This is a genomic window from Dendronalium sp. ChiSLP03b, assembly GCF_034531165.2.
Classification (GTDB): Bacteria; Cyanobacteriota; Cyanobacteriia; order Cyanobacteriales; family Nostocaceae; genus Dendronalium; species Dendronalium minutum.
Map to the genome: position 1 here is coordinate 28,252 of NZ_JAVRBR020000066.1, position 17,096 is coordinate 45,347.

At 40.2% G+C, this 17,096-nt stretch carries 14 protein-coding genes and 2 tRNA genes; 14 read left to right on the forward strand and 2 right to left on the reverse strand.

The window, feature by feature from the left end:
* The first annotated feature begins 589 nt into the window (after positions 1–589).
* Complete coding sequence (locus RMY31_RS16775; protein ID WP_322656570.1) at positions 590–2,206, forward strand: right-handed parallel beta-helix repeat-containing protein; 1,617 nt, start codon at positions 590–592, stop codon at positions 2,204–2,206.
* A 645-nt stretch (positions 2,207–2,851) separates the two neighbouring features.
* Here the strand turns inward: RMY31_RS16775 and RMY31_RS16780 are convergent.
* Entirely contained in the window at positions 2,852–3,055 is a 204-nt protein-coding gene (locus tag RMY31_RS16780; RefSeq protein WP_322656572.1) for a hypothetical protein, read from the reverse strand.
* A 516-nt stretch (positions 3,056–3,571) separates the two neighbouring features.
* Here RMY31_RS16780 and RMY31_RS16785 point away from each other — a divergent pair.
* The 7 genes from RMY31_RS16785 (at position 3,572) to RMY31_RS16815 (ending at position 10,265) form a co-directional block, all read left to right on the forward strand.
* A complete protein-coding gene (locus RMY31_RS16785; protein ID WP_322656573.1) occupies positions 3,572–4,252 on the forward strand; it encodes a hypothetical protein in 681 nt (226 codons plus the stop codon).
* Between the two features lie 133 nt (positions 4,253–4,385).
* Positions 4,386–6,206 carry a penicillin-binding protein 2 gene (locus RMY31_RS16790; RefSeq protein ID WP_322656574.1) on the forward strand — a complete coding sequence of 607 codons (1,821 nt, stop codon included), beginning with the start codon at positions 4,386–4,388 and terminating at the stop codon, positions 6,204–6,206.
* Positions 6,207–6,408: 202 nt separating this feature from the next.
* Entirely contained in the window at positions 6,409–7,194 is a 786-nt protein-coding gene (locus RMY31_RS16795) for a DUF6816 family protein (RefSeq protein ID WP_322656746.1), read from the forward strand.
* An 87-nt stretch (positions 7,195–7,281) separates the two neighbouring features.
* Positions 7,282–9,102 (forward strand): ABC transporter ATP-binding protein, encoded by a 1,821-nt coding sequence (locus RMY31_RS16800; protein ID WP_322656575.1) that lies wholly within the window; start codon positions 7,282–7,284, stop codon positions 9,100–9,102.
* A gap of 111 nt (positions 9,103–9,213) precedes the next feature.
* Positions 9,214–9,296, forward strand: a tRNA-Tyr gene (locus tag RMY31_RS16805).
* A 54-nt stretch (positions 9,297–9,350) separates the two neighbouring features.
* Positions 9,351–9,422: transfer RNA gene (locus RMY31_RS16810), tRNA-Thr, on the forward strand.
* A 297-nt stretch (positions 9,423–9,719) separates the two neighbouring features.
* Positions 9,720–10,265, forward strand: a complete 546-nt coding sequence (locus RMY31_RS16815; RefSeq protein ID WP_322656576.1) for a hypothetical protein — start codon at positions 9,720–9,722, stop codon at positions 10,263–10,265.
* Positions 10,266–10,274: 9 nt separating this feature from the next.
* Here RMY31_RS16815 and uvrB read toward each other — a convergent pair whose 3' ends face one another.
* Positions 10,275–12,272, reverse strand: coding sequence for an excinuclease ABC subunit UvrB (uvrB, locus tag RMY31_RS16820; protein WP_322656577.1), 1,998 nt, complete (start codon positions 12,270–12,272; stop codon positions 10,275–10,277).
* Between the two features lie 250 nt (positions 12,273–12,522).
* Between uvrB and RMY31_RS16825 the strand changes: the two genes are divergently transcribed.
* The 6 genes from RMY31_RS16825 to RMY31_RS16850 all read left to right on the forward strand — a co-directional run bounded on the left by RMY31_RS16825 (position 12,523) and on the right by RMY31_RS16850 (position 17,067).
* Positions 12,523–12,990 carry a hypothetical protein gene (locus RMY31_RS16825; protein ID WP_322656578.1) on the forward strand — a complete coding sequence of 156 codons (468 nt, stop codon included), beginning with the start codon at positions 12,523–12,525 and terminating at the stop codon, positions 12,988–12,990.
* Positions 12,991–13,857: 867 nt separating this feature from the next.
* Complete coding sequence (locus tag RMY31_RS16830) at positions 13,858–14,040, forward strand: CsbD family protein (RefSeq protein ID WP_322656579.1); 183 nt, start codon at positions 13,858–13,860, stop codon at positions 14,038–14,040.
* Positions 14,041–14,371: 331 nt separating this feature from the next.
* Positions 14,372–14,812: a hypothetical protein gene (locus tag RMY31_RS16835; protein WP_322656580.1), complete on the forward strand. Its 441-nt coding sequence runs from the start codon at positions 14,372–14,374 to the stop codon at positions 14,810–14,812.
* 104 nt (positions 14,813–14,916) lie between these two features.
* A complete protein-coding gene (locus tag RMY31_RS16840; protein WP_322656581.1) occupies positions 14,917–15,438 on the forward strand; it encodes a hypothetical protein in 522 nt (173 codons plus the stop codon).
* 523 nt (positions 15,439–15,961) lie between these two features.
* Entirely contained in the window at positions 15,962–16,843 is an 882-nt protein-coding gene (gene crtA / locus RMY31_RS16845) for a cyanoexosortase A (RefSeq protein WP_322656582.1), read from the forward strand.
* Positions 16,840–17,067 carry a hypothetical protein gene (locus tag RMY31_RS16850; RefSeq protein WP_322656583.1) on the forward strand — a complete coding sequence of 76 codons (228 nt, stop codon included), beginning with the start codon at positions 16,840–16,842 and terminating at the stop codon, positions 17,065–17,067. Before crtA ends, RMY31_RS16850 begins: the two co-directional genes overlap by 4 nt.
* Positions 17,068–17,096: the final 29 nt, after the last annotated feature.

Here is a 17,096-nt window from a genome sequence, read left to right on the forward strand (position 1 = left end):
AATTGAAAGCATACTGCAACGACATCAAGCTTAAAAGTGCCAAGTGTCCCTCCTCGTGTTCCCGTGCTTATTTCTAAGCTCGGCGCTCATGTCATAAATCGCACAATGAGGGCATGAAAATAATCTCTACCCCACTCCCTATTTTGAAGCAATATTGATTATCTCGTTAATTATCAATCGTAACGGCTATTTATCGATTGGTTTTTTCCTAAATATATCCACTTACATTGCCTCATAACAGAAAACATTTATTGATTATTAATAGTACAATTGACGAGTTTAGATATGTTTTAGCCTTTGTAATTCTAGATGTATCTACTTAAATTTATTGCGTTAAACGACATTCATTGGGTAGGAACACTTTTAATTTTCTAGCTTGAATATGTTTAATAATTACTGTTATTGTGAACGTCTACGTAAATTAACATAGCAATAGAATACGCTGAAAAAAGTCAATCAATGTTTGTCTTTATCTATTAGTTATTACGTTATCTAGCATAAAAATCAGGGAAGTATATAAACACGCTCTTAATTAAATAAATCACATGAGCATCTGCTTTAATGTTTTTGTGGCTAGTGAGGAAAACTAATGAGTTTTACCAAAAAACACGATCCTAAAAGTTCTCGTTTCTCTTATTTGCGTCATTTTGCAAAAGAGAAATTTCAGGAAACTTGTACAGTTGCTATAGGCTATTCTGAGGATCTATCAGAAGCTACAGACCAAGAAATTAAAATATTTTTGACATCAAAAGAGCAGAAATCAAATAAACATTTTGCGGCAAGAGTATTCAGTTATGTAAGTCATCGTCGGCAGAATAAAACTGTTTTTGGCTCTAAAGTGGGTATCAAGAGTCATTTTCAGTTAATGTTCTTGATGCTTAATGGCAGCCTATGTCTTTCTATTGTTTTGACCTTATTTTCTGCTGCTCCGAGCTATGCTAAAGACTGGTATGTTTCTCCAAAAGGAAGTGATAGCCAATCTGGTACTATTGGCTCTCCATTCCTAACTATTACACGGGCCACCTGGGTCGCTAAACCTGGTGACACCATTATGCTCAGAGGAGGAACATATTTATTGAAATCCTCTCAACGCATTGATAGTTCTGGAAGTCTGGGCTTGCCAATTACCGTTCAGTCATATCCTGGTGAATGGGCAATCCTTAATGCACAATATCTAGCAAGTGGAACTGATGCTTTTAGTGTAAACCAGCAGTATATTAATCTGAGAAACTTTGAAATAGCTAACTCTCGCAAGCACGGTTTATCCATTTGGGGTGGAAAGCATATTGTTGTCTCTGGATTAACAGTGCGTGGTAGTCAGAGAAGTGGCATTTTTATGGGACATAGCAATCCCTGGACTGTAAACGATGTGAAAGTTGAAAAGTCTACTATTTTCAATAATGGTCTCAGTAACTCTACCCAAAGTCTCAGCGGGTGGTCTGCTGCTTTAGGATGCAACAGTTGTACAAACATAATGTTTGAAAACAATACTGTTTACAAGAATTACGGTGAAGGTCTTAACTTTAATCAAGTCAAGGGTGGAATAATAAGGAGTAATAAAGCGTTTGACAATTTCAGTGTTAATCTCTATTTAGATCGGGCAAGTAGGGTTATTGTTGAACGCAATTTTCTCTATACGACAGAAGACAGCAAATTTTTCAGATATGGAAAATCGGCAGCTCAAATCCAAATTGCTAACGAAGACTACAACAACTATTCAACAGACTTGACAATAACAGGAAACATACTTTTTGGTGGTATTACTGGACTCCGTTACAGCAATTGGGGAGCAGGGGGAGGCCTGCGAAATACCCTTTTTGCTAACAATACAATATATGCTAGATACGGCTCTGCAGAGTACCTCATTAATATTGACCAGGATTGGGGGCATAGTGGAACTCGCATAGCTAACAACATATTTCACTACACAGGGGGAGGTTGGGGTATTGTAAGGTTCTTTGATAACTCAGGAATATCATGGGATCACAACTGTTGGTATGGAGGGAGCGCAGGAACCGCAGCGAGTAATACAGACATTTCCGGCAATCCCATGTTAGTTAATCCTGGCTCAAGCAATATTGACGACTACCGCCTGACTGTATCTTCACCATGCCGAAAAACAGGCGACACAATTCTGGCAGCTAGTATAGATTTTGCAGGAATTGCTAGGACTATTCCCTATGATATGGGAGCTTACGCATACTAAGGGTCTTTGTCACAAGTTGCAGGTTGTGAATTAAAGATTTGCACGGTAGTACAAGAATGCTACCGTGCATTAATTTGAATCAGGACAAAGATTAGCTAGTACAATTGTGATGGAGGCGGCAAAGTCTAGGGTCGTGCCCAGTCAATGTCACAGCACTGAGAACAGAACACGTCTGTAACTGCATGATATTTAAGCTGACGTATCCCGGAATTCTTTGCTACCAAAGGCCATATCAGCCAAAATAAGGTAGCCTTGAGGGTCAAACTTTTTATACTGCGTGCAATATGTCAAAAAACCTTGCGGGGAATTTTGAAGGAATTTTTAGGACTTAATTGATATTGCCAAACCTTAGAAACAAGGGAGTTAATACATCAACTCACCCTAGTAAATTGGCGAAGGTATTGATAACTAAAACTAAACTTCTATATAGGCAACAATTGTAGATGGATACTTGGATGAGGCAAAGACCGTCTTCACAAGTATCCTCTACTTATTGCTCTAATTAACGGTCAATTTAGACAGCAAAACACCTTTACCCACTTACAAGCGGATAATACAATTTGAGACCGAAACTAATGAACTGAATGATGTGTAGTGAGGAGCAGTATCATTAACCTGCTTTAGGTCTGATATGAGATTTGCGATCTAAGGGGACTTAGTAGGGGTAGCAGTAGGGGTAGTGACAGGGGTAGTAGCAGGGGTAGCAGCAGGAGAACCAGCATCAGTCGGTTCACCAGCGGCTGGCGTAGTAGTGGCTGTACCACCTGGTGTATCAGTACCACCTTCACAGGCTCCGAGAGTTGCAGCCAGACTTAACATTAGAGCCAAACCAAGGATTTTTGTTTTCATAACTCCTCTTTCACCAAATTGCGGCAATAAAAATTTTTCGCCTGTTGAATAAGATAACCTATTTGTTGCTTTTTTTTTACAATGTCAACCGATTACATTTTTAAAACAATACTTTAGGGTGATTTTTTTTGGTTTGATTATTATGCGCTAGGCTGGTTACTTTCTTAAAATTTCTGAATTAAGAGCAAAGTAAGTTAATTAGCGAATGTAGATTACCAAGTTTAGCGGCAAATCCAGTTATCGTACCAAAAATTGTCAGATTTTCGTAGACTCTTGGCCCTTGACGTATTGCGTTGCCATACTTAGAGGCAACACCAAAAAGAGTAGGTCGTCCAATTACTGCTCACTAATTGCAGTACTGCAATACCCTAGTGATGCCAACATTGGTGCAGCTAGCTATCAGGACACTTAAAAGGGTGTAGGGTGTTATGTGTACTTATCACACAAAAGACGATTTTAACCTTAGCAAAAACAGACAATTAGTCTAAAATACAGTACTTTCAATCTAAAAAATTTATGGCTGCTGCTCGCAAATCAGCTGTTTCTGCAACTGGTACTAGGTTCCGGCGAGATTCTACCCCTTCTTTGGGGAAGCGGCGCTCCGCGCGTCTAGAATCAGCTGTGCGGAGTGCATCTACAATTGCTGCTGAAACTTCATCGGTATCCTCCCGCAGACAACGGCGTTCTACAAAAGATTTATCGGTTTCTGCCACTAAAAAAGCGCAAGAGTTGGACAATCAACAAGTTTTTGACCTCCAAGCACAGTCAAGTGCAGCACAAAAAATTCCGAAGACTGATTCCCTCCGTCTGCCTGCCATGCCTACTGCTAAAGCAACAAATTTGTGGTTGCTGCGATTGTACAAGTTACATCGTTATTCTTCAGTAGTGGCTTTTTTGTTAGTAGCAGCAACTCTGGTAGTTTATGGTTGGACAGTATATTCCCAAGAACTGTGGAGTCAAGACTACGTCAAAATACAAAACCTGCGACGTAATGAGCGACAGCTAACAACAACCAACGCGACGCTAAAAAATAAAATGGCTGAGGAAGCGGAACGACCAGCCACAGGACTGGTGTCACCAACTCCAGCAAGGACGATTTTTGTGCCCTTAGCATCTGGGAATCAGAATTCTACACTTACAAATACAAAACCAAATCCCCAAATGCAGCAGCGAACCCCCTCGCCGCTGGGATATTAAAAGTCAAGAGTCAGTGGCGGCGTTCGCTCAAGCGCGTTCCCGCAGGGTACGGTCGTTCGCCCGTACAAGGGTCAGTAGTCAGTGGTCAGTAGTCACAAAACTAACAACTGACAACTAATAAAGGACAACCTCAATGCAGAAGTCACCGAGTAGATTAAGATTCAGAAGCTTGCGGAATCCAGAATTTACAAAACGGCAGAAAACTTCCAGCCAAAAGCGGATGGAGCCACCAGCCTTTAACAGCCAAGACCAGATTCCGAACATTAGATCCCGGCTATTCATAGTATGGGGCATTTTAATTACCGCAGGGATGGGATTGGCTATCAATTTATATCAGTTGCAAATTGTGCGGGGATCAAAGTTAACACAGCAAGCGCGAAGCCAGCAAATGGTAAATTTGCGGCCTTATACGCCGCGGCGTTTGGTGGTAGATCGCATTAACAATGTATTAGCAGTTGACCGTCCGGTGTATACTTTGTTCGCCCATCCCAAGTTGTTTGACAAGTCTAATCAGCAAATGGCAGAGCAGCTTGCCCCATTGCTGGACAAAAATGCTACTGAGTTAGTAAAAACTTTTCAAAGCCAAAAAAGTGGGATTACACTTGCTACTGCTGTACCAGAAGCAATTGCCGATCGCATCACCGGATTGCGTTTAAATGGTTTAGAGTTAATTCAAAAATACTCCCGCTTTTACCCAGCAGAGGATTTGGCTGCTGATGTGGTGGGTTATGTAAATGTTGACCGTCGCGGTCAAGCTGGGGTGGAATACTCTCAGGAGAAATTGCTAGAACGGTCTGTGCAAACGGTGCGGCTGAGTCGAGCGGGGAATGGGGCACTGATGCCAGCTCATGCACCGGATGGATTTCTGCATTTTGACGACATGCAACTGCAACTAACTATCGATAGTCGCCTACAACGGGCTGCCCGCACTGCTCTAAAACAACAGATGGAGAAGTTTAGAGCCAAACGCGGGGCGGTAATCGTGATGGACGCATTGGATGGTTCTCTACTCGCTTTGGTTTCTCAGCCTACCTATAACCCCAATGAATATTCTAAATCAGATATCTCACTGTTCAAAAACTGGACTGTGGCGGATCTTTATGAACCGGGATCGACTTTCAAGCCTGTGAATGTTGCGATCGCTCTAGAAAATGGTGTCATCAAACCAGATGATATGTTTAATGACTCAGGCGCTATTCAAGTTGCTAACTACACCATCAGGAATGCTCAACACAACAGTTATGGCCGCATAAACATTGCTCAAATTCTCCAAAATTCTAGCAACATTGGCATGGTGCAAATCATCCAAAAATTGCGTCCTTCAGTCTACTACAACTGGCTAGAACGCTTAGGCCTAGGGCAAACCGTTGATACAGATTTGCCCTTTGAAGTTCGCGGTCGGCTCAAAAGCCAAGAAGAATTTATTGCATCGCCCATTGAACCAGCTACAACATCTTTTGGTCAAGGTTTTTCCCTGACACCGTTACAACTAGTACAAATGCACGGAGCCTTAGCCAACGGTGGTAAATTGGTTACACCCCATGTAGTTCGAGGGCTGATTGATAGCAAAGGACAGATGCATTATTCACCTGACCGTCCTAAACCACGCCAAATTTTCTCAGCCACGACAACTCAAAAGGTGGTAGAAATGATGGAAACCGTTGTTACCGAAGGCACAGGTAAAGTGTCACAAATTCCTGGATATCGCATTGCTGGTAAAACTGGTACAGCCCAAAAAGCAAGTCCCAATGGTGGCTACATCCCTGGTGCGAGAATCACGAGCTTCGTAGCTATTTTGCCAGTGGAATCTCCTCGCTATGTAGTGTTTGCATTGGTAGATGAGCCAAAAGGAGAAAATGCCTATGGTTCTACAGTGGCTGCACCAATTGTCAAGTCTGTGATGGAAACACTGATTCCCCTTGAACAACTTGCCCCAAGTCAGCCAGTTAATTAAACTGCAAAGTGAAGACGGGGGATGAGGGGAATGAAGGGGACAAGGGGGACAAGATAGAAATTGACCCTACTCCCTTTTCAAGTCAGTCATTCACAGGAAAATTCCACAAGCAAGCATGAACAAGTTTTCTTTCCCTTACACCCTCACACCCTTACACCCCTACACCCATTTTCAAAACAGGGTACTTTGGAGTTTTTGCTTGATGGTACTACTTCTGCTGGGAAGCGGAGACGCTAAAGCAGGGGAGTTGTCTCAACGCTTAGCAAATTTTCCTCAGTGGGAAAAATTAACTTCTGTGCAACCGGCTTCGGGGGATTTAATTTACCCTAAGTGGATGGCTGGTACTTGGCAAGTTACCAGTACTCTTGTAGATTTAGCTGCACCTTTAGCACCGGATATCGTAACACCTGGATTTGAAGGTAATCGCCGACAACTAAATCAACCTATGAGTTTTTTAGTACGTTTTATCAAAGAGCGATACCTGCGGCGGGCTACACCTACGCCTGTTACTGGATTAAAATTATTCTCTAGGATAGATAATAAATTAGCAATTTTAGTCGCAGATAGAGCGTTTAATAGCTTGAATTTGGCTAAGGCTTATTTAGGGGATAAAGCTGTGTTATCAGTCAAAGTCGATCCAGATTCACCCAATCGTCAGATTACATTTTTGCGTGGCGAACGCCAACTAGTTTCCATTGTGACTGCACGTGCTACGGAAACTACATCTGATGGCAAGTTCATCACTACAGAAGTCTTTCAACAATTATTTAAAGGCGGTTCACATCCTTATTTTAATTCTGTTGAATCTACCACAGCCTACCAGCTACTTTCTACATCTAATCCAGCAATAGAGGCAGATCAAGTTACTGCTGTCTACCTTTCCCCCCAAGATCCAGATTATTTTGCCGCAGGTTCAAGACCAGTTGCTCTTTATCGCTATCGCCTGGAATTTTTCCCAGCAGAACTGCCAGCTACTCCCAAAGAATGATTTGTCGTCAAGCTCTTGACTACATTAATGCTACAAATGTAGTATTAAAATTCCAAGCTAACGCTTGCGCTCTTGGACAGGTGCATCATGGCAAAATTTCGAGATATTCTCAATTACTTTCGTCCTGACTGGAAGCTGAGTGTTTTCAGTATTGCAGCATCAAGCATTTATGAAATTATTGACTTGGTAGTCCCTTATGCAATTGGGCAGATTTTGAACATTTTGTCGGGGCAACCATTAGACATCCCACTACAACGGGCGATCGCAAACATTTCAGACGTTACTAATTACCCAGTAAATAAACCTCTATCTCTAGGTGTATTACTGGGTTTAATTTTTCTTGTCACTGTAGTGAGAGCGCCTACACAGCCTTGGTTAACTGCTTGGTTTCACTGGGACATAGCCTTAAGGTCGCGTCGGCATAAAACCCAAACAGCCATAGAAAAAATTCTTACTCTCCCACTGGAATTTTATGATGAAAATAATCCCGGACGTATTGCCGGACGAGTAGCTAGAGGTGTTGCTAACCATACTTGGACATATCCAGAAATTGCGGGACAGTTGATTCCTAAACTGTTGCGTGTACTGGGGATTTTTGTATTTATCTTAGTGATTGAGTGGCGGATTGCAATTTTGTATTTGATTTCCTTTGTACTTATTCTTGGGTTTACCTTGAAAAATTTACAACGGATAATTTGGCATGAAGCCCGCCTGGATAAATACTCGGAAGATACTGAAAGCCGGACTTCTGAGCTAATCACTAATATCAAAACAGTGAAAGCCTTTGCCACTGAATCCAAAGAATTAAAGCGGCAAAGGCAACGTTTAGAACGTGAGCTAACTTTGGTTGATTATCGTATCCATAAAAGTTACGTAAAACTGATTACTTGGCAGAAAACTGTGATTCAGTTTTGCGTATTTATGATACTGACTTTAACTTTAGTAGCAACAGTCAACGATCAAATTTCCCTCGGTCATTTTGTCATGACCTTAACTCTTTCCAGCATGGCATATGCAGAATTAGAACCTATTAGCACTCTGGCAGAAGTTTTTGCTCGTCGCTATTCTTCTATGCTGCGGTTTCACGAATTTCTCCAAGAGCCAACTGCTTCTGATTCAGCTGGTCTTTTAGAAGAGGGAAGCCAAACAGAATCACCTTATAAATTTAGTGGGAAACTTGAACTTGCTCGCGTTAGCTTTGGGTATGATGCTAACCGTCAAGTTTTGCAAGATATCAACTTGTTGATTGAACCATATCAAACAGTAGCGTTGGTTGGGCGTTCTGGTTCTGGTAAGTCTACTTTAGTGAAGCTGCTGTTGCGGTATTTTGAACCTCAAGAAGGTCAGATTCTGATTGATGGTCAAGATATTCGCACCTTAGATGTGGGTAAGTATAGACGAAGGTTGGCGATCGTTCACCAAGAAGTAGACGTTTTTAACGGTACTATCTTGGATAACCTCACTTACGGTAGGTCTGACGCTAATTTTGAGCAGGTTCAGGAAGCTTGTAGAATTGCCAGAGTTGATGAAGTCGTTGCAGCACTACCCCAAGGTTATTACACAATTGTTGGGGAACGTGGCGTTAGGTTATCTGGAGGACAAAGACAGCGCTTAGGAATTGCTAGAGCGTTGCTAGTAGAGCCAGATGTGCTGATTTTTGATGAAGCTACCTCTAGCCTAGATTACGAGTCTGAGCGTTCAATTCAGCTGGCGATGCGATCGATTCAAGGAACTTGCACCACAATTGTGATTGCTCACCGTCTGAGTACAGTGCGGGAAGCCGATAAAATTGTGGTTCTAGATCGAGGAAGGATTGTAGAGGTGGGTAGCCACGATGAACTTTTACGTCATGAGGGCATTTACCGCCGCTTGCACTCACTGCAAGAAACAGGAGAACTCTTAAGTTAGGTACTAGAAACCGGGTTTGGTGAATCAGCCCGGTTTTTATCACAAAAAATTTCTTATAACCCCTTGAAATTTCTAAAATATGGTGCTATGATTGACTATCGTAGGACAAGCGGGTCGGTGTCCGAGTGGTTAATGGAGACGGACTGTAAATCCGTTGGTTTACGCCTACGCTGGTTCAAATCCAGCCCGGCCCATTTTAGATTTTGGATTTTATCAGAATTCAAAATCTAAAATTAAAAAGATGGTTCGCCCGTGTGGCTCAGTGGTAGAGCACACCCTTGGTAAGGGTGAGGTCACGAGTTCAATCCTCGTCACGGGCTTTGTAAAAGCAATAAAAAATCAAAGATTTTAGGCAAGTTGCATAAATTAGCTGTACCCTATCAGTATCATCTTACAGATAGGAACTTGCGTAGAGGTTGCATAAGTTGCATAATAGGATTGCTTATCAAATATTACTTATATATAAAATAAGTTTATTAATACTTGTTTAATTTCGCCATAACTTTTACAAAGTTAGAGGTCTAGTGATTTTCGCCTATAATACCTCTATTTTCTTTCTCAGGTGGATTTATTATCGGGACTTAAACATTTTTGAGGCACAAACAAGCCTCAAACCCATGCAGGACAAGGAAAATACACCAAAGGCTCAAAAATGCCTGAAACCCAGATATATTGACAGAGTTGGATTCGCTAGAAGTATTATAGATACAGTTAATAGTCTTGGTTTTGAAAAGAAAAGAAAAAATTTATTTGAAATAAATTCATCTGCTCAAAACAACCTTCCTCTATCCCCACTTGAAGAATTCGAGAACAACTTTAAAATACTATTTGAATATTTAAATGATATAAGAATAAATGCTATAGATGAGTTAACTAATGAGCGAAATCATCAGAGAATTGATAGACTTGTGCGAGGTTTTAATAGAGATAATCCAATTGCACCAAAACGTGAAGTTGCACTAGAGCTTCTTAAGAAAATAGAAAGCTCGCTTGAAGATGATATTGGTACAAAAAAAGCCCGTTCGATAATTAAAAGCCTTCGGGACAACCATGAGCTTGAAGTTGAAAAAAACAAAATAATAGAAAACTACAAAGAGTTCCAAAGAGCCTTAAAAGAATTGACGTATTCTGCAAGGATTGAAAGCCAAAGCAGAAGCGAATGAGGAAAAACGCTAATGTCCCAGCATTTTATCCCGCAGGTGCTTAATGCGATCGCGAAATTTTGCAGCCTCTTCAAATTCCAGTTTCTTTGCGGCATCTCTCATCTGGTCTTCAAGCTTACCAATCAACCCTGGAATCTCTTCTAACGGCAGTTCATCTATATGTTCATCTACAATTTTTAGATCGGTTGCATTCAACCGCCGTGATACTTCTAAGAAAGATAGAATTGCATTACTCGACTTTTTAATAATCGGTTGTGGTGTAATTCCATGCATTTTGTTGTATGCCGTCTGAATGCCACGTCGTCTATCTGTTTCATCAATGGCTTTAATCATACTGTCCGTCATATTATCAGCATACAAAATGGCTTGTCCTTTGATGTGGCGTGCTGCTCTACCAATAGTTTGAATTAAAGAACGCTCCGCTCGCAAGAACCCCTCTTTATCTGCATCCATAATTGCTACTAAAGAAACTTCCGGTAAGTCCAAACCTTCCCGCAGCAAGTTTACTCCCACCAATACATCAAAATTACCCTCGCGCAATTCTTGCAAAATTTCAATGCGTTCGATGGAATTAATTTCTGAATGCAAATATCGCACCCGAATACTATTGTCTTGCAGATACTCAGTCAAATCTTCCGCCATCCGCTTAGTTAATGTGGTAATCAAAACTCGTTCGTGGCGGTCAACTCTGTCTTTAATTTCTCCTAATAAATCATCAATTTGTCCCTCTGTTGGACGTACAGAAATTTCCGGGTCAATTACGCCTGTTGGTCGAATTACTTGCTCAACTACATGACCTTCAGAAACTTCTAATTCCCAATTTCCTGGTGTTGCAGAAACAAAGATACATTGATTCACCTTTTGCCAAAATTCTTCTGCTTTTAAAGGACGGTTATCAGCAGCACTGGGAAGCCGAAATCCATGTTCAATTAAAACTTTTTTCCTAGCTTGGTCGCCGTTGTACATACCGCGAATTTGTGGCACGGTAACGTGAGATTCATCTATTACTAAAAGCCAATCTTTGGGGAAATAATCAATTAAACACTCAGGTGGTTCACCAGCTTTCCTTCCTGCTAAATGACGAGAATAGTTTTCTACGCCGTTGCAGTAACCGACTTCGCGCAACATTTCTAAATCGTAGCGCGTGCGCTGATCTATGCGTTGCGCTTCTAATAATTTTCCAGCTTCTTCCAATTCTGCTTTTCGCTGTTTTAATTCGGCTGCAATGTCATCACAAGCTTCTTCTAACCGTTCTTCTGGAGTGACAAAGTGACGCGCTGGATAGATATGCACTGCTTCCAAACTGTTGATAATTTCACCAGTCACAGGATCTATATAGCGAATCGCGTCAATTTCATCGCCAAAGAATTCAACACGAATAATTCGGTCTTCGTATGCTGGGCCAATTTCTAAAACATCACCTCGGACGCGAAAACGTCCCCGACCCATTTCTATATCGTTGCGGCTATACTGTACAGATGTCAAATCTCGCAAAACTTGGCGTTGATTAACCTCCATACCTATTTGTAGGGGAATGGCAGCTTTGAGGTATTCTGCGGGAGTTCCCAAACCATAAATGCAGCTAATAGAAGCAACGACTATAACATCGCGACGTTCAAAAAGCGATCGCGTCGCTGAATGCCGTAACATATCTATTTCATCATTAATCGAAGCTGTTTTTTCAATATAAGTATCGCTAACTGGAATATACGCTTCTGGTTGATAATAATCGTAGTAACTAACAAAATACTCAACTGCGTTCTTGGGAAAGAACTCTCGCAACTCGTTACAAAGCTGTGCAGCGAGGGTTTTATTATGCGCCAACACCAATGTAGGTTTACCAACTTTCTCAATTACTGCTGCTACTGAAAATGTCTTACCTGTTCCCGTAGCTCCTAGTAAAGTTTGGTAATGATTACCGGCTTGGATACTGGATGTTAATTGTGCGATCGCTTGTGGTTGATCGCCTGTAGGCTTAAAGGGAGCTTGAAGACCAAATTCTGTCATACAGTTTTGCTGGAAATATCCTATCTCATGTTAACGATACCAATCTGTACTCAGCGAGTGCAGATGTTGAAACCAATAAATAGCAATATTACTTTGTAAAATTTTACAATTTACATTTACTTATATGTAGATTTTGAAGATATTTATACCTATGCAAGCTTGTTTAAGGTTAAACTTTCATATGTAGGAAAAAATTCATTTTTCCTTAATTATTGTAAAATTAACTTAATAAATCCAGAGGTGTTTGGTTATGAGCATAAGCAGCACTGGTAAAGCAATTAGTCCTAGGCAAAGGCGAGCCAAGCTCAAAGGGGAAACAACAGTGGAAGTTGAAAATAATCAGGGTTCTAGTTTGAATACAGATAAAATCGAGCCAAATACCGATCTGCCAGCGCCAGAGAGTAGTGGAACACTCGTTATTGCTGGAGTACGTCCCATTGCTAGCAGTGACTTGGAAGTTGCAGAGACAGTCTCGATTGCTGGAGTACGTCCTATCGGCATTAGTCATTTGCAAGTAGTTGAGACAATTAACGAAGCTGGCATTCGTCCAATTAGTGCCAATACATTCCAAATCGTTGACAGTATTAGTTCATCTGGTATTCGTCCAATTTCCTCAAGTTCACTGGTAGTTTCTGAAAGCTATTCAGTGTTCGGTAACCGTCCAGTGGCATCAAATAATATAGATGATTCTGCGAATTTAATGGGTTTTCTAGATTAGGTTAAAAAATAATTAAGATAAATGTAAAGACCCAGTTTCATAGAGAAACTGGGCTTTTTATTTAAGTAGTTAATAATAAATAAACGTTTTATTTAGTGGATGCAAAGGATTTCCCAGTTGTAAACTATGAGACAAAAATGCTGGAGGGAGCATCCCACTATTTTGCATGTCATTGCGAGCGCTCGCGTTAGCGTCTCGTACCCCTGTACGCGCAGCGTCTCCGACAAGAGAAGAGAAGCAAAGCAATCGCCAAATCCTCCAACTACGAGCGAGTCTATGCGATTGCTACTCTGCGAGAAGGCTCTGCCTATGTCGTTCCTCCTTGCAATGACAGCTATTCTCTCATTGCAAAATAAAAACTGGGATGCATCCAATGCTGGATTAATGAAATAACGCCCTCTATAAATATTAAATAATTTATTTTTTGTTATTTAGTAAAGGGACAAATCTCACTGTTTAAATTTACTACTTGTTGATAACAAACCTGTTTAATTACAAAATATTACATATAGGACTCCTATTTTATTTTTGCGAAGCTAGGTACAAATCGAAAAGCCTATTACCTGCCTATCGCGCTTGCTTGATGCGCGAAGCGCACTAAGCAAATTAAGTTCTCCAAATCAAAGCGGATTGCTATATTTAGGTTAATCATACCAATCTACTTTTTAGAGTATTGCACTCACAACACCTATATCTGACTTGCTTTTGTCTCTTTCTTTTTACATAGATTAATAATATGTCTTCTGGTGGAAGGCTCCAGCAATAACCTTAAGTTAAGTTGTAAAGGTAATAACAAAGAGTTTCAAAGTTAATTGACAATAATTAACGACTTTGAAATTTTTTTCTTACAAAATTTAGGAGTATAAAATGAGTATCGAAGATCGCGCTAAAGCAGCTGGTAAAAACATTGAAGGTAAGGCTCAAGAAGCTCTAGGAAATGTTACTGGAGATCCCGAAGATAAAGCCGAAGGTAAAGCAAAGCAAGCTGAAAGCGAAGTACGTCATGGAATTGAAGACGTGAAAGATAACGTTAAGAGAAAGCTTGATTAATTAAAAAATATCCTTTTTGCAATTTAGTGACATAGCTGGGGATGCCTCATTTTGCAAAAACAAGAAGCAATTCGGTTAAACCCCTTTCATCCCCTTTTGATAAGGGGAGATAGGGGTTATTTGTGGTATTCTCAGTGCGTGCATACATGTTTGAAGCATTAATTGCTAATTTTCACAGATTAATAATTTCGATAGAGTAGAGAAAATTGATAGTTTGCTATGATTTTCTTTTAGCTTAAGTATTACCAATAACGAGCTGTAAGTTTTGTGCAATTCATCTCGCTGAAATTGAATTGCCTATTTAGAAGTGTCTTACCCAAGGAGGCGAAAAATGATTCTGCTTGAGCAGAGTCGCAAAATAGCGACAACTTTTGTATTGATTGTGGTGCTGATGATAAGTACTGCTTGTGGTGGTAACACTTTAACACAAGCTGACCGCACAACTGCGCCACCAGTAATTGGTCGAGATGTAACTTATTCACAACTAGAGCGAGGTAATACTCCGTCAGGGGAAAGTTTTGGAACCTGGGTTGTGCAAACATCTAAAGGGTTGATCAAAGATGCATATGTACGCGATAACAATAAGCTAGGAATTGTTATTTCCCCTCAAGTCCGTCCCAACGAAGTGCGACCTTTAGCAAAATCTCTAGCACAAGGTTTTCGGAAAAACTTTCCCAATCAAGATTTAACTATTTTGGTTTACGGGCCTGATAAAAAGTTGATTTTGACTGCTAAATATGACACTCAAACTAATCAAATTCAGTACACTTAATGACTGAATTTGAAATATAAGTTTGATGATAGTCAATTCTGAATAAGCGCATAGTGACTGTCAGATTGTTGAAAAATCTGACGTGAGTAAGGAGACTAAGTAAAGTGACAAGCAGCGAAGAGTACAAACGCCAAATAATGAAAGATTTGGCTGAAGGAAATGTTGAATCTCTAGACGATGCGAGGTCAGATTCAACGACTGAATATGAGAATTTCGACGACTTTGCCCAGCGGACAACAACCGATCAACGGCGACAATTGTTTGGTCGGTCTGTACATCCAGACAGGATTCCTACCAGCCAAATGGAGCCTGAATTACAAAAGGCGATCGCTCAAATTAAACCAAACGAACGGGACGATGTAGCACGCGCCTTTTTCAAACACTTGAAATCCAGAGGATTGGACGAGCGACATCTAGAGCAACAGCTTGGTCTGTCCACCCACCACGCCAGCCGCATGAGTGCTGATGATGTTAGCAAACTTGCATCCTTCGTTTATCACAACCACCCTGATGTTTTCCGTGAAGTGCTAGCGGAACAACCAGGCATTATTAAGTTTCTCAGCAATCCCATAGTGGCAGGTATTATCGGCATTGCAGCGGCGAAATGGTTGGGTAGTCGCAAGTAAATTTTTAATCCAGAGCGTTAAGGCATCGGGGTGGGCATTGCCCACCTTTTTTATTCAAAAATATTTTATTTGGATACCAAAATAGAATCTTTTATATGTATAAAATAGTATAAGTATTGTGGTTGCCCAAAAGCAAATTTACATAATTTTCATACAACTATATATTCATTCTCAGGTTATAAAGCTTATAGCATCTAGCTTTGGATAATATAAAAAATAAATTTATAAAAATAATTACATTAAAGATTTTATTAAAATTTACTCACAGTAATTGATTATAGTTACTTAACCAGTAACGATGATTACTGTTGCATTCCAGGAGAATTACTGATAACCTTGCCAGTAGCAAAAAACTGAAAGCAAAATATAAGACTGTAAGTAGCTTCGGCTTTACGCAAAGTTGAGCGATCGTCGCGAGTGATAGCTTCGGCAACGTCTGCGATCGCTAATTAAAGTCCCATTATTAGAAAAAGTTGACACTAAGGTTCATTTTTCATAAGAATTTAAATCCAAGAAAATTTACATGAAAGCTACTGATTCTGCAATTAAACCATTGAAGAATTCCCAATTCTGGCTATTAGGAATAGGAGGAGGCTTGATTGCAATTCTTCTAACTCTGGTGTGGAGAACTGGAGATGATTCCTACTTGGGTATAAGTGTCTTATGTTTATTTGCTGTAGCCTCCACACTGGTAGAAAAACGCCATAAATTGACCTTAGAAAGTGGAATTTTTCCTAGTATTTTAGGCATAACGTTCATTGGTTTTATACTTTGGCAAAGTGCTAATTTGCACCATGGAAAGTGGCTAAAAACATTTCTTCATATATCACCATTTATTTCAGCCATTGGTCTTAGCTTACTTGCTTCTGGACTAAAGGGATTCAAGCAATTTTGGCAAGAACTAACAATCTTGTTTTTTCTTGGTGTTCCAAAGGTAACTATTTTATCTCTAATTGATATTACCCCCTTGGCTACTCTAACTGCCAAATATTCAACTTTACTACTTTGGTACACGGGGTTTGAAGTATCTCTGCAAGATAACTATATTAATCTGCCAACAGGTGGTATCAAAGTTGCTGGTGAATGTGCCGGTCTAGAATGGATGTGTCATCTTCTGTCACTAGCTGTGATTGGTTTGTTCATGTTTCCTCCTAAACCGAAAAGGAGAATATTAGTACCTATTGTGGCTGTTTTTGTAGCATTTCTTGTGAATGGAGCACGTATTGCCATCCTAGCTGTGATGGCGGCAAAACAACACCAACCAACATTTCATTACTGGCATGTGGGGGGTGGTTCCTCAGTATTTGGAATTATTACAGTACTAATTTTTGGGTTATTCTACTGGTTTCTCCTCCATGAGCAGGAAATTAAAAAACAGAATATTGCGGAGTCTTCAAGTCAATGACTCTGTGGAAAAAACTGCGTATTTTATTGTTAGCTGTTACTCTCGGTAGTGTTGTATTAGTTTTTGTGAAGGTTTCTTTAACAAAAACTACAAACAAGCCAAAATCACTAGAGTCTGAACGTAAAACTACTATTGTTGTGCTTGTTGAAGATGATATTTGCATAGTTTCTCATTTTAAGGGAAACTATAATGTTGTCTCTGCTTTTAAGAGTAAATTGAGATAAGTCGAGATTATAGATGAGTTATATATATA

Excerpts from the sequence above, each read along its gene's own strand:
- RMY31_RS16800 (WP_322656575.1), top strand. The coding sequence starts at position 7,282 with ATGGCAAAATTTCGAGATATTCTCAATTACTTTCGTCCTGACTGGAAG.
- RMY31_RS16830 (WP_322656579.1), top strand. The coding sequence starts at position 13,858 with ATGAGTATCGAAGATCGCGCTAAAGCAGCTGGTAAAAACATTGAAGGT.
- RMY31_RS16775 (WP_322656570.1), top strand. The coding sequence starts at position 590 with ATGAGTTTTACCAAAAAACACGATCCTAAAAGTTCTCGTTTCTCTTAT.
- RMY31_RS16815 (WP_322656576.1), top strand. The coding sequence starts at position 9,720 with ATGCAGGACAAGGAAAATACACCAAAGGCTCAAAAATGCCTGAAACCC.
- RMY31_RS16790 (WP_322656574.1), top strand. The coding sequence starts at position 4,386 with ATGCAGAAGTCACCGAGTAGATTAAGATTCAGAAGCTTGCGGAATCCA.
- RMY31_RS16780 (WP_322656572.1), bottom strand. The coding sequence starts at position 3,055 with ATGAAAACAAAAATCCTTGGTTTGGCTCTAATGTTAAGTCTGGCTGCA.
- uvrB (WP_322656577.1), bottom strand. The coding sequence starts at position 12,272 with ATGACAGAATTTGGTCTTCAAGCTCCCTTTAAGCCTACAGGCGATCAA.
- RMY31_RS16795 (WP_322656746.1), top strand. The coding sequence starts at position 6,409 with ATGGTACTACTTCTGCTGGGAAGCGGAGACGCTAAAGCAGGGGAGTTG.
- RMY31_RS16785 (WP_322656573.1), top strand. The coding sequence starts at position 3,572 with ATGGCTGCTGCTCGCAAATCAGCTGTTTCTGCAACTGGTACTAGGTTC.
- RMY31_RS16825 (WP_322656578.1), top strand. The coding sequence starts at position 12,523 with ATGAGCATAAGCAGCACTGGTAAAGCAATTAGTCCTAGGCAAAGGCGA.
- RMY31_RS16835 (WP_322656580.1), top strand. The coding sequence starts at position 14,372 with ATGATTCTGCTTGAGCAGAGTCGCAAAATAGCGACAACTTTTGTATTG.
- crtA (WP_322656582.1), top strand. The coding sequence starts at position 15,962 with ATGAAAGCTACTGATTCTGCAATTAAACCATTGAAGAATTCCCAATTC.
- RMY31_RS16850 (WP_322656583.1), top strand. The coding sequence starts at position 16,840 with ATGACTCTGTGGAAAAAACTGCGTATTTTATTGTTAGCTGTTACTCTC.